This is a genomic window from Planomonospora sp. ID91781 (assembly GCF_015711595.1).
In the GTDB taxonomy this organism is placed as follows: domain Bacteria; phylum Actinomycetota; class Actinomycetes; order Streptosporangiales; family Streptosporangiaceae; genus Planomonospora; species Planomonospora parontospora.
Window position 1 is genome coordinate 571,140 of sequence record NZ_JABTEY010000001.1, and the last position, 13,175, is coordinate 584,314.

The window sequence follows — 13,175 nt, forward strand, 5'->3', positions numbered from 1 at the left end:
TCCGAGCCTCAACCCCAGACTGATCGCTCCGAAATTTTCGCTGAGGTGTTGACATGTTTCGGTTACGTTTCCACACTGATCTCCGAGGCGGTCGGCCCTGCCCGATGTGGTGATCGGCGAGGGCCGCCGGTCATGACGCCGTCGTGGTGTGCACCTCCGGTCAGGGGTGCGGCGTCGTCCACCGGGTTCCCGCACATCCCCCCTTCCGTGATTTCAGTGTGGAGTCAGGCATGGACAGCAAGCCTTTACCCTCATCCGCATCCGCACGTTTCGGCGCCCTCGGCAGGATCATCGGCGCCGTGGGCGCCGTGGGCATCGTAGGCGCGGCGCTGATGGTGTCGACCCCGGCGAACGCGGCGGAGAACACGCTGCACGCCGCCGCCCAGCAGAGCGGCCGGTACTTCGGCACGGCCATCGCCGCCCAGAAGCTGGGCGACTCGACCTACACCTCGATCGCGAACCGCGAGTTCGGCATGATCACCGCCGAGAACGAGATGAAGATCGACGCCCTGCAGCCCAACCAGGGGCAGTTCAACTTCAGCAACGGCGACCGGATCTACAACTGGGCGGTGCAGAACGGCAAGCGGGTGCGCGGCCACACGCTCGCCTGGCACTCCCAGCAGCCGGAGTGGATGCGGAACCTCCGCGGCAGCAGCCTCCGCCAGGCGATGATCAACCACATCAACGGCGTGATGGCGCACTACAAGGGCAAGATCTACGCCTGGGACGTCGTCAACGAGGCCTTCGCCGACGGCAACTCCGGCGGCCGACGCGACTCCAACCTCCAGCAGACCGGCAACGACTGGATCGAGGTGGCCTTCCGCACCGCGCGGGCCGCCGACCCGGCCGCCAAGCTCTGCTACAACGACTACAACATCGACAACTGGAACTGGGCCAAGACCCAGGCCGTCTACAACATGGTCCGCGACTTCAAGCAGCGCGGCGTGCCGATCGACTGCGTCGGCCTGCAGTCGCACTTCAACAGCAACAGCCCCTACAACAGCAACTACCGCACGACCATCCAGAGCTTCGCGGCCCTGGGCGTCGACGTGCAGATCACCGAGCTGGACATCCAGGGCGGCTCGGCCACCACGTACGCCAACGTCGTCAACGACTGCCTGGCGGTGTCCCGCTGTACCGGCATCACGGTCTGGGGAGTCCGTGACAGCGACTCCTGGCTCGGCGCCAGCGCCACCGCGCTGCTCTTCGACGGCAACGGCAACAAGAAGGCCGCGTACAACTCCGTCCTGAACGCGCTCAACAGTGCGGACCCGGACCCGGACCCCACGCCGACCGTCACTCCCACGTCGAACCCGGGCGCCGGACAGATCCGGGGTACGGCCTCCGGGCGGTGCGTGGACGTGCCGAACGCCACGACGACCGACGGCACGCAGGTCCAGCTGTGGGACTGCCACTCCAACTCCAATCAGCAGTGGTCCTACACCTCCGCGCAGGAGATCCGCGTCTACGGCAACAAGTGCCTCGACGCCGCCGGCACCGGCAACGGCGCCAAGGTGCAGATCTACTCCTGCTGGGGCGGCAACAACCAGAAGTGGCGCGTCAACTCGGACGGCTCGATCGTGAACGTCCAGTCGGGCCAGTGCCTCGACGCCGCCGGCACCGCTAACGGCGCCCTGCTGCAGACCTACTCCTGCTGGGGCGGCAACAACCAGAAGTGGGCCTGGAACCGAGGCTGAGAGGTCGGATCATGAGACGGCACCAGCCGGTGCCGATCGGGGCCGGGACGGTGGTCGCCGCAGTGGTCGCTGCGCTGATCACCGTCCTGGCCGGTCTCGTCGTCGCGGCGCCCAAGGCGAGGGCGGCGACGTTGACCCGGATCGGCGACTTCGGAGCGAACCCCGGCAACATCCAGATGCACCTCTACGTGCCCGACAACGTGGCCGCGCGGCCCGGCGTCCTGGTGGCGATGCACGGCTGCAACGGCCGGGCGACCGACTTCCACCAGCAGACGGAGTTCGCGTCCCTGGCGGACCGCTACGGCTTCGTCGTCATCTACCCGCAGGCCAACAAGAGCGCCAACGGCCTGTCGAACTGCTTCGACGTGTGGTCCGCCGAAGCGCTCCGGCACGGAGGCGGCAGCGACCCCGTCTCGATCGTGTCGATGGTGGACTACGTCGTGCGGCGCCACAACGGTGACCCCGCGAGGGTGTTCGCCACCGGTTTCTCCTCCGGCGCGATGGAGACCGTCAACCTGCTCGCCACCTATCCCGACGTGTTCAGGGCCGGCGCCCCCTTCGCCGGCGTGCCCTTCGGCTGTCTCGGCCCGCCCGGTTGCAACGACCGGGCACCGCAGCAGTGGGGCGACCTGGTCCGCAACGCCTACCCGGGCTACACCGGTCCCCGGCCCCGGTTGATGGCCTGGCACGGCACCGCGGACGACGTGTTGAACTTCAGCATGTTGCAGAAGGAGGTCGACCAGTGGACCGACGTGCACGGGGTGAGCCGGACGCCCACCTCGACCACCAGCCCGCAGTCGGGCTGGACGCGGAGGGTCTACGGGTCCGGCCAGGTCGAGGCCTACACCGTCAGCGGAGCCGGGCACAACCTGCCGCATCCCGGCATGGCCGCGCACGCGATCCGGTTCTTCGGGCTCGACGGCACCGGTCCCACGCCCACACCGACCCCGACCCCGACGCCCACTCCGAGCGCCACCCCCGGCGGTGACGGCCGGATCAGGGGCGTCGCCTCCGGGCGCTGCCTGGACGTGCCGAACTCGAGCACCGCTGACGGCACGCAGCCCCAGCTCTGGGACTGCCACGGCGGCGCCAACCAGCGGTGGACCCTCACCTCCTCCCAGGAGCTGCGGGTTCTCGGCGGCAAGTGCCTGGACGCGGCCGGGACGGGCAACGGGGCCAGGATCCAGCTCTACTCCTGCTGGGGCGGCGCCAACCAGAAGTGGCGCGTCGGCCCGGACGGGACGATCGTCGGCGTGCAGTCGGGGCTGTGCCTGGACGCCGCCGGGACGGGCAACGGCGCCCGCCTCCAGCTCTACTCCTGCCACGGCGGCGCCAACCAGAAATGGAGCCTGGGCGCCGCCTGACGCACCCTGCGGTCCGGGCGGTCTCCCCGGGGACCGCCCGGACCGTCCGGACCGCAGTGCGTCAGATGCGGTTCCAGCGCTGGTTGGCGGCGCCGCTGCACGTCCAGATCTGGAGGCGGGTGCCGTTGGCCGTGGAGTTGCCGGGCACGTCCAGGCACTTGCCCGCGCCGAGGGCGGTGATGCTCCCGTCGGGGTTGAAGCGCCACTTCTGGTTGTTCTGGCCGTTGCAGTCCCAGATGATCACGCTGGTGCCGTCGGCGGTGCCGTTCTCGTGCACGTCGAGGCACTTGTTCCCGTAGACGCGCAGTTCACCGGCCGCCGTGGAGGTCCACTGCTGGTTGCTCTGGCCGTGGCAGTCCCAGATCCCCACCCGGGTCCCGTTGGCCTGGGAGGCTTCGGTGACGTCGAGGCATCTTCCCGACCCCGCACCCTGGATCCGGGACACGGGGGCGGGCGTCCCGCCGCTGACCCGGAACACGACGGTGCCGTGGGGCGGCACGCTCGCCGAGATGGCCCCGGTGGTCGAGGTGACGGCGTTCGTCCAGGCCTCGCGCAGGCTGAAGGAGCCACCGGACAGACCGATCGCCGAGGCGGTGGTGCTGATCGTCGTCGTGCCGCCGCCCTGGTTGAACAGTGCGACCGCGATGTCGCCGTTGCTCAGCCGTTTGGCCAGGATGCGGCGGGTGCCGTCGTTGCTGATCTGGGTGGCCTGGAGGCCGAGCGGGTCCTGGTTGATGGCGATCAGGTTCTGGTTCTTCATGATCGTGGCGGTCGCGGAGTCCATGTTCCGCATGTCGTTGCCCGCGATCAGCGGTGCGGCCATGACCGCCCAGAGGGCGAAGTGACTGCGCATCTCGGTGTCCGTCATGCCGCCCCGGCCGACCACCATCATGTCGGGGTCGTTGAACTGCCCCGGCTTGGCGTAGCCCGACAGGGGCGCGTTGACGTTGACGATGTTCTGGATGCCCATCGGGTAGCCGTTGGTCTGACCGGAGTTCCAGACGTTGGTGATGTCCTCGGTCGTGCGCCAGATGTTGGCGACGTCGCCCCAGTTCCGCCGCGGGCCGGTCTTCTCGTGGATGCTGTTGGGATTGATGCTGTAGAGGATCGGCCGGCCGGTGGCCGCCAGCGCGTCGCGCATCTTCGCGAAGACGCGGACCTGGTCGTCGATGGTGCCGGTGGGGGAACACCAGTCGTACTTGAGGTAGTCGACGCCCCAGGCGGCGAACTGCCGGGCGTCCTGCGCCTCGTGGCCCTGGCTGCCGGTGGCGCCCGGATAGGAGCCGAAGTACTGGGCGCAGGTGCGGTCCAGGGGCGCCTGGTAGAGGCCGAACTTCAGGCCCCGGGCGTGCAGGTAGTCGCCGAGCGCCTTCATGCCGCTCGGGAACCTCGACGGATTGGCCCGCAGGTTCCCGGCGGAGTCGCGGGCCGGGTCGAACCAGCAGTCGTCGACGACGACGTACTCGTACCCGAGGTCGCGCATGCCTGAACTGACCATCGCGTCGGCGGTCTGGCGGATCAGCGTCTCGTTGATGTTGCAGCCGAAGGTGTTCCAGGTGTTCCACCCCATCGGCGGAGTGCGGCCCACGCCGTTCTCCAGCGCCTGAGCCTGGGCGGCGGGGGTGAGCGCCACGGCCAGGGCCACCGTGGTCAGCAACGCGCGGGTTCGTTTCCTGCTCATGGAGGTCTCTCCTCGGTGAGTCGGAGGCCGGGTCTCCGGCGGGGGCCGGTCCGGGGCGTACAGGACGGCGTGGCCGCGGTCGTGGCCGCGGTCAGCGGTCAGCGGTCAGCGGTCAGCGGTCAGCGGTGGTCGGTGCCCGGCCACGGCGCGGCCCCCGTCAGCGGAAGGAGGCGTCGTCGACGTAGAGGCCGTCGGTGCCCGCGGTCGTCTCGACGTAGAAGGAGGCGTTGGTCAGCGTCCCGGTCCACGAGACGGTCGCGGTGCCGGTGAGCCGGGTCCAGCCGCCGGTGCCGACCGTCTGCGCGGGGGTGAGCTGGAGATAGCTCGTGGTGCCGTTCGCGGTGAGGGCCAGGGTCGCCTTCGCACCGGGAGTGCCGCTCTGCGAGCGGACCCAGACGTCGGTGGTGTAGCTCCTGCCGTTGGTGAGCCGGGCGGTCACGTCCTGGTGCGGGCCCTGCCAGGCGGAGGTGCGGCCGGAGTTGAGCAGGGACCGGCTGCCCCCGTGGGCCACGTCGGTCGCGGAGGAGAGGGTGCCGCCGGAGCTCGTCCAGCCGGTCGTGCCGTCCTCCATCGTGCCGTTGGTCAGGAGGTTCCCGCCGCCGTCGCCCCCGCCGGTGAACCGCCACCAGTCGAGGTTGAGCAGGTAGCCGCCGCCGCCCGTGAAACGCAGGTAGAGGTCACGGGTGCCGGTCGCGCCGGACACCGGGCAGGTGACCGTGGTCCAGTTCTGCCAGCCGCCGGTGCCGTTGACGGTGCAGGTGCCCACGAGAGTGCCGGTGGGGCCGCCGAGCCGCAGTTCGATCCGGCCGCCGGCGGTGCCCGAGGCCGCGCGGGCGGTGAAGGCGGTGGCCCCGCTGCCGAAGGCGACGCCCTTGACCTTGATGTGGTCGCCGTTCTCGATGAAGCCGACGTTGACGCCGCCCTCGCTGGAGGCCTCGGTCTCCACCCCGGACGACCAGGCGATGGTCTCGGCCTCCTGCCGGACGAACGGGTCGAGGGTGCCGACCTGAGGCGGGCCGGCGGTGGTCATGTTGATCGTCGGGATGGTGCCGTCGGCGTTGTAGGTGAACTTCTCCACGGCCACCGACCTGGTGTAACCGCCACCGCCCGGCAGCGCGCCGTTGTGGTAGAAGAAGTACGACCCCCCGGCGTAGTCGATGATCCCCGCGTGGTTGGTGAAGCTGCCGCCCTGCCGGGGCATGACCGTCCCCCGGTAGGTCCACGGCCCGGTGGCGCTGGGGGCCGTGGAGTAGGCGATGAACTCCGAGCAGCATTCCGCGGCGAACACGTTGTAGTAGCGGCCGTTGCGCTTGTAGACCCAGGGCCCCTCCTCGTAGAGCGTGGGGCGGCCGGGGTTGCCGCTGCGCGCGCCGAACCCCGCAGCGGTCAGCTGGACGTAGTTGATCCCGCCGGAGTAGGAGACCATGTCGCTGTTCAGGCGTACGTACGCGAGGCGGGGGTTGCCCCAGTACAGGTAGGCCTGGCCGTCGTCGTCGACGAGGACGTTGGGGTCGATCTCGTTGTTCTCGACCAGCGGGCGGTTCAGCGCGTCGCGGAACGGCCCGGTCGGGCTGTCGCCGACCGCGACGCCGATGGCCATGCCGCCGGTCGCCCGGTTCCGCACCGGGACGTACCAGTAGAACCTGCCGTTGCGGTGGGTGACGTGGCCGGCCCAGGCGTTGGCGTCGGCCCAGGCGAAGGTGGCCAGGCTCATGGGCGAGCCGTGGTCGGTCCAGTTGGCCATGTCGGCCGAGGAGTAGACGCGCCAGTCGCGCATCGTGAAGTACGTGGAGCCGTCCTCGTCGTGGCCGGTGTAGAGGTAGACGCGGCCGTTGTGGACGAGCGGTGCGGGGTCGGCGGTGTAGATCGTCTGGACGATCGGGTTGTCCGCTCCGGCCGGTGTCGCGGGCAGCAGGGTCATGACGCAGAGCACGCTCATGATCCAGGCCAGGCGGCGTGATGGTGCAGATCTCATGGCGTTCCTTTCGAGGTGGGACCTCGGGCCGGGAAGCGTTGCCCGACCTCGCACACCGTCGCCGCACGAGGCGCCGCCGTACGGGCGCCGGTATGCCTGTGCGACCCGGGCGGGCTCGGCCTTCCACCGAGCCCGCCGCGCCGGCTCCACCCGAGCCGGACCCGGGTCACGCCGTCAGCGCTGCAGTGTCAGCAGACCCGGCCGGTAGGGCAGCAGGCCGTAGTCGCCGCCGGAGTTGGGGCTGCGCCCCTGGTAGAGCAGCTGCAGGTTGCAGGGGTCGACGGTCATGGTCTGGTCGGCGCTGGTGCGGATCAGCTCACCGTGGCTGATGTCGTTGGTCCAGGTGGCGCCGCTGTTGGCCTTGCCGGCGAAGGGGTTGCCCTCGGTCGCGGCCTGCGGCGTCCACGAACCGTTCAGGCTGGTGGCCGTGAACGAGCGGAAGTAGCGCCCCTGCGAGCCGATCGCCTCGACGATCATGAGGTAGCGGTTCTGGCCCTGGAGCTTGTAGACCTGGACGGCCTCGAACAGGTTGTTCGTCGTGTCGCTCATGACCACCGTCGAGGCCGTGCCGAAGCTGCCGGGGAAGTTCCCGATCGGCATGCTGGCCCGGTAGATCTTGCCGTTGTCCCCGGCGAAGAACAGGTACATGTTCGAGCCGTCACCGATGAGCGCCTGGTCGATGGGACCCGTTCCGGAGCCGGAGATGCTTCCGGAGAAGAGCGTCTGCTCCGACGACCAGCCGTTCGGGTTGGCGGGGTCGCTCGACGTCCGGTAGGAGAAGGCGGTCCTGCCCCACTGGTAGGCGAGCACCCAGGTGTTCTTCGGGGCGAAGTAGAAGAGCGAGGGCGCGACGGCGGAGAAGTTCATCGCGTTCTGGCTGGCCGAGCCCATCTCCGACCAGTTGGTGAACAGGCCGAAGTTCATCGAGCCCCACCGCGTGCCCGTGTCGTGCGTCGTCGCGTAGACGAGCTGCCTGCCGTTGTAGGGGGCGACGGTGAAGTCCTTGAGCGAAACCCAGCCCGACCTCGGCTGCGCCAGCGGGCCCGACGACGTCCAGCGGTACGTCGACGGGAGGTTGCACGTGCCGCCCGGGTCGGGTTCGCCGCCGCCGACCTTCACGAGCTGCCACTGCTGGTTGGCGCCGCCCCAGTCGTCGTACTGCACGATGTTCGCACCGTCGGCGGTGGAGGCGCCCTGCACCTCCAGGGCCCGGTTGCTGTGCCGCGAGATGAACCTCACGTGGCCGTCGGAGGAGTCGGCCAGCCGCCACTGCTGGTTGGCGCCGTTCAGGTCGGCCCACTGGACGATCGAGCCGCCGTTGGCGGTGGAGAAGTTGTAGACGTCCAGCACCTTGCCGGAGTGGCGGGACTTGATGCGGTAGTAGCCGCCGCCGGAGTCGACGAACTGCCACTGCTGCTGGTTGCCGTTGTTACGGCTCCACTGGGTGATGCGGGCGCCGTCGCTGGTCGCCAGGTTGTAGACGTCCAGCGCCTTGCCGCTGTTGCGGTTGACCAGGACGTACCACGCGTTGGTGTCGACCGTGGCCGCGTTCGCCGGCTGGGCTGCCACGAACAGGCTCGCCAGCAGCGCGGCCATGGTCGTGAGGATGGCTAGGGGTCTGATTCTCACTTCGTGCTCCGATTTCATCAGGGCTGTGTTGCTGTGCCGCCCGCGAGGGGCCGGCCGACCGGGATGCCTTTCTGCGTTGGGGGGTGTGTTCCGGACCTCGGCCGGACGGCGGATCCGGTCAGGGGGTGGTGGTCAGGGGGTGGTCAGGTCGAAGCGGCGCACGGTCACGGCGCCGCCGAGGGCCTGGGTGGCGTAGTTGAAGATCCCGAAGCGGTAGCCCATGAAGAACTGCCAGGCGTTGTTCAACGTGAAGGCCGGGCCGAGGCCGACGAAGTTCGTCCCGTCGGTGCTGTAGGAGAAGCGGGCCTGTCTGCCCGACCCCGGGCGGATGTCGGCGTTGACCCTGAGCCAGATCCGGCCGCCGGAGATGTTCGCGCCCGCCTGTTCGGTGCCGGTGCCGGTGGTCTGCCACGAGCCGTTCATGGTCAGCCCGTTGGTCATCACGACCCGGTACGCGCCGTTGTCGCGCCTGACGCCGATCCAGGCCGACTGGTCGCGCAGCATCGCCAGCCCGGCGCGGTCGCCGTTCGCCATCTGCGAGTAGTCGAGCTCGATCGTCGCGGTCGACGACGGGCCCTGGATGCGGTGGGTCAGGGTGTTGCGGGCGTTGTAGAGGTCGCCCGTGACGGTGGCGGTCTGCAGGCGCAGGCCGTTGCCGGTGGAGAAGCGGCCGGTGTCGGGGTTGTGGTTCCACTCCCACCGGTGGCCGAGGCCGCCCGAGGTGAAGGTGTCCGGGCCGGTCATCGGGGCCACCGTGCGGCTGGTCGGGATGTTCGGCCGCGGGTAGTTCACGCCCCAGCCGCCGTTCACCGTCTGGACGGTCGGCCAGTCGCCGGTCCAGGTGATCGGTGCGAGTGCCGGGACCCGGCCGCCGGGGTAGGCGTCGACGAACGACATGTAGTACCAGTCGCCGGCCTGGGTCTGGACCAGCCCGCCCTGGTGCGGTACGCCGCCGCCGGAGATGGGACCGGGCATGTCGAGCAGGACCTGGCGCATCTCGTACGGGCCCCACGGCGAGGTGGAGCGGAGCACGTACTGGCCGTTGGCCGGGCGGGTGAGCCAGATGTAGTAGTAGCCGCCCCGCTTGTAGAAGCGGGCGCCCTCCAGCGTGCCGACGCTCGAGGGGGTCTGGAAGACCTGCTGGGCGCGCACCTGGCTGAGGCCGTCGGCCGAGAGCTGGGCGACGCTGATGGTGCCGTTGCCGTAGGCGACGTACATGGTGTCGTCGGTGTCGACCAGCAGGCCGGCGTCGTAGTAGCAGTTGTTGATCTGCGAGCGCTTGGTCCACGTGCCGTCCACGGCGGAGGCGGTGTACACGTAGGTCCGGTTGAACTCGACGCAGCCCATCCAGTAGTAGGTGCTGTTGCGGGGCCGGTAGTTCAGGGTGGAGGCCCAGATGCCCTTCACGTACGCCCGGCCGCCGTTGAGGTCGTAGGCGCCCGAGCCGAAGTCGAGCCTCGGGACCGAATGCCCGGCGTACTCCCAGTCGACCAGGTTGTAGGAGCGCAGGATCGGCGCGCCCGGCGAGTAGTGCATCGTCGAGGCCGAGTAGTAGTAGGCGTCGCCGACCCGGATGATGTCGCCGTCGGCGAAGTCCTGCCAGACGACCGGGTTGGTGTAGTCGCCGCCCGGACCGGAGCCGCCGCCGACCTTCACGAGCTGCCACTGCTGGTTGGCGCCGCCCCAGTCGTCGTACTGCACGATGTTCGCACCGTCGGCGGTGGAGGCGCCCTGCACCTCCAGGGCCCGGTTGCTGTGCCGCGAGATGAACCTCACGTGGCCGTCGGAGGAGTCGGCCAGCCGCCACTGCTGGTTGGCGCCGTTCAGGTCGGCCCACTGGACGATCGAGCCGCCGTTGGCGGTGGAGAAGTTGTAGACGTCCAGCACCTTGCCGGAGTGGCGGGACTTGATGCGGTAGTAGCCGCCGCCGGAGTCGACGAACTGCCACTGCTGCTGGTTGCCGTTGTTACGGCTCCACTGGGTGATGCGGGCGCCGTCGTTGGTCGCCAGGTTGTAGACGTCCAGCGCCTTGCCGCTGTTGCGGTTGACCAGGACGTACCACGCGTTGGTGTCGACCGTGGCGGCCGACGCCTGGGGGGTGAGGAACACGCCCAGGAGGAGCAGGGCCGCGAGGACCGCGACCGCACGCCGTACCGTGCCGGCCCGGGTGGAGGCGTCGGCGCCTCGGTTCACCGGCGGGCGGGTGAGTGGTCTGGCGCGCACGGGCGCCGGGGATGGGGGGGACATCCAGGGCTCCTTGACTGGTCGAAGATGCGTCCTCGCGAATTGTTAGCGCTAACATATGATCGTGCAGGGCTGCTCTACCGATTGAGGTGAGCGCTTTCCGCGGAGTACATCCGATGCCTCGGCCCGGCGTCAACGGGTGGGTGGTCCTCGCCGGCCCGGACGTCACCGCCGGAACACTTTCCGACCTGTGGTTTCTTCCGCTCCGGGATCACACCGCTCCGCCCGCGCCTGTGAAAGTTTCACGATCCAGTCGGGGCCGACGGTCTAACTTAAGGCCCCTGGAAGCTTAACTTGCGGTCCTGCACTGCGGCCGTGCAGTCGGCGAACCGCGGAAGCGGCGAAGGCCCGTGCCGAAGGCCTGCGGATCCGGGAGCGCGGCCTCCGGGCCCGCTGCGCGCCCGTCAGGAGAGCGGCCAGGACGCTGCCGGCGCCGCGACCGCCGTGCGAGCACACATCCGGCCGGGCGGCGATCCACCGATCGGCTGATCCGGCGCCCCCACCGTCCGGTGAGCGGGTCCCGTCTGCCGGTCGGTGTTGCAGAAGCGCTGGTCATAGCACGCTTGGTGCAGCCGAACACCGGCGGTTCCCGCTCTGATCCCGCTCCGAAAAGGACACGCACATGCCAGCAGTGATCGAGGTGCACGACCTCCACAAGCGCTACGCCGACAAGGTCGCGGTCGAGGACGTCTCGCTGACGGTGCAGGAGGGCGAGATCTTCGGGATCCTCGGCCCGAACGGCGCCGGCAAGACCACGAGCGTGGAGTGCATCGCGGGCCTGCGCACTCCGGACCGGGGCACGATCACGGTGTGCGGGCTCGATCCCCACCGGGACCGCGCCGAGCTGACCCGGCGCCTGGGCGTGCAGCTGCAGGCCGGCCGGCTGCCCGACCGGCTGCGGGTCGCCGAGGCCCTGGAGCTGTACGCCTCCTTCTACCCCGCCCCGGCCGACTGGCGCGGACTGATGCACGGGCTCGGCCTGGCGGACAAGGCCAGGACCGCCTACGGCAAGCTCTCGGGCGGGCAGAAGCAGCGGCTGTCGATCGCGCTGGCGCTGGTCGGCAACCCCCGGGTGGCGATCCTGGACGAGCTCACCACCGGCCTGGACCCGCAGGCCCGGCGCGACACCTGGGAGCTGATCGAGGGCGTGCGCGCGAGCGGGGTGACGATCGTGCTGGTCACCCACTTCATGGAGGAGGCCGAGCGGTTGTGCGACCGGCTGGCGCTGATCGACGCCGGCCGCGTCGTGGCGGTGGACACCCCGGCCGGCCTGACCGAGCGGGCCCGCATCGAGCAGCGCATCTGCTTCCGCCCGTCCCGGCCGATCGAGGACCACCTGCTGACGAGCCTGCCCGACGTCTCCGGCCTCACCCGCCGGGGCGAGCTGGTCGTCGTCAGCGGCAACGACAACGCGCTCAACGCCGTGACCACCGTGCTGGCCCGCAACCGGATCGTGGCCGAACGGCTGCGCGTCGAGCAGGCGAGCCTGGAGGAGGCCTTCGTCCAGCTGACCGGTGGCCGCCTCGGCCCCCGCTGACCGACCGCCCGCGCACGCCTCGACCCCCGCTGACCGACCGCCCGCGCACGCCTCGACCCCCGCTGACCGACCGCCCGCAGCACGCCTCGACCCCCGCCACGAGACAGAGAACGAAAGGCCACCTCCATGTCAGTCCTGAACCCCGCCCCCGCCCCCGCCGCCCCCGCCCCCGCCGCTCCCGTCACCGCCGCGCACGGTTCGGCGACGTGGCGGCTGATCAAGGCCGAGAGCAGGCTGAGCATCCGCGACAAGGTCGGTCCCCTGTGGGGTGTCGGCTGCCCGCTGATCGTGCTGATCATCCTGGGCATCGTGCCCGCCCTGCGGGAACCCGTGCCGACCGCCGGCGGCCTGACCTACTTCGACCTGTACGTGCCTGTCCTGATCCTGTTCAACCTGGCCATCCTGGCCATGACGGCGCTGCCGACCACGCTGGCGGGCTACCGGGAGAACGGCGTGCTGCGGCGCATGCGGACCACCCCGATCGGCCCGGCCCGCGTGCTGAGCGCCCAGCTGGCGGCCAACTCCGCCATCGCGCTGGTGGCGACGGTCCTGTTCCTGGCGGTGGCCGGACTCGGCTTCGGCGTCGACCTGCCCCGGCACCCCGCCGGTTTCGTCCTGGCCTGGCTGCTGGCGACCGCCGCACTGCTCGCCATCGGCCTGATGATCACCGCGCTGGCGCCCGGACGCGGCCCGGCCACCGCGATCGGCACGGTGCTGTTCTTCCCGATGATGTTCTTCGCCGGGCTCTGGGTGCCGGTCGCGCAGATGCCCGAGGTGCTGCGGACCATCAGCCACTACACCCCGCTCGGCGCGGGCATGCAGGCCTTCCAGGAGGCCTACCTGGGCTCCTTCCCGCCCGCCGCCCCCCTGCTGACCCTGGCGGCCTACGCGGCCGGGTGCACGATCGTCGCGGTTCGCTGGTTCCGCTGGGAATAGGCTTCCCGGAAACCGCCGATGAGCGGATCGGCGGTCCCGGAACACGGGGACGATGTCACCGCAGCCGGCAGGGGTGGGTCCGAGACCCGCCCCTGCCGGTTTTTCCCACGGG

At 70.0% G+C, this 13,175-nt stretch carries 8 protein-coding genes; 4 read left to right on the plus strand and 4 right to left on the minus strand.

Features of this window, described 5'->3' with window-relative positions:
- Positions 1-308 precede the first annotated feature (308 nt).
- Both HS048_RS02640 and HS048_RS02645 read left to right on the plus strand, forming a co-directional pair.
- The gene (locus HS048_RS02640) at positions 309-1,697 is read left to right on the plus strand and encodes an endo-1,4-beta-xylanase (RefSeq protein ID WP_231647595.1); all 1,389 of its coding nucleotides are present in this window, start codon (positions 309-311) and stop codon (positions 1,695-1,697) included.
- An 11-nt stretch (positions 1,698-1,708) separates the two neighbouring features.
- The gene (locus HS048_RS02645) at positions 1,709-3,061 is read left to right on the plus strand and encodes a PHB depolymerase family esterase (protein WP_068902693.1); all 1,353 of its coding nucleotides are present in this window, start codon (positions 1,709-1,711) and stop codon (positions 3,059-3,061) included.
- Between the two features lie 61 nt (positions 3,062-3,122).
- On the opposite strand, the gene HS048_RS02650 is transcribed toward HS048_RS02645, so the two are convergent.
- From HS048_RS02650 to HS048_RS02665, 4 genes are all read right to left on the minus strand, one after another.
- Entirely contained in the window at positions 3,123-4,742 is a 1,620-nt protein-coding gene (locus HS048_RS02650; protein ID WP_196466048.1) for a ricin-type beta-trefoil lectin domain protein, read from the minus strand.
- 157 nt (positions 4,743-4,899) lie between these two features.
- Positions 4,900-6,717: a family 43 glycosylhydrolase gene (locus HS048_RS02655; protein ID WP_196466049.1), complete on the minus strand. Its 1,818-nt coding sequence runs from the start codon at positions 6,715-6,717 to the stop codon at positions 4,900-4,902.
- Positions 6,718-6,891: 174 nt separating this feature from the next.
- Positions 6,892-8,313 (minus strand): non-reducing end alpha-L-arabinofuranosidase family hydrolase, encoded by a 1,422-nt coding sequence (locus HS048_RS02660; RefSeq protein ID WP_196467754.1) that lies wholly within the window; start codon positions 8,311-8,313, stop codon positions 6,892-6,894.
- A gap of 165 nt (positions 8,314-8,478) precedes the next feature.
- Complete coding sequence (locus tag HS048_RS02665; RefSeq protein ID WP_196466050.1) at positions 8,479-10,593, minus strand: family 43 glycosylhydrolase; 2,115 nt, start codon at positions 10,591-10,593, stop codon at positions 8,479-8,481.
- Positions 10,594-11,212: 619 nt separating this feature from the next.
- Between HS048_RS02665 and HS048_RS02670 the strand changes: the two genes are divergently transcribed.
- Both HS048_RS02670 and HS048_RS02675 read left to right on the plus strand, forming a co-directional pair.
- Positions 11,213-12,127 (plus strand): ABC transporter ATP-binding protein, encoded by a 915-nt coding sequence (locus HS048_RS02670; protein ID WP_196466051.1) that lies wholly within the window; start codon positions 11,213-11,215, stop codon positions 12,125-12,127.
- Between the two features lie 126 nt (positions 12,128-12,253).
- Positions 12,254-13,063 carry an ABC transporter permease gene (locus HS048_RS02675; RefSeq protein ID WP_196466052.1) on the plus strand — a complete coding sequence of 270 codons (810 nt, stop codon included), beginning with the start codon at positions 12,254-12,256 and terminating at the stop codon, positions 13,061-13,063.
- The last annotated feature ends 112 nt before the right edge of the window (positions 13,064-13,175 follow it).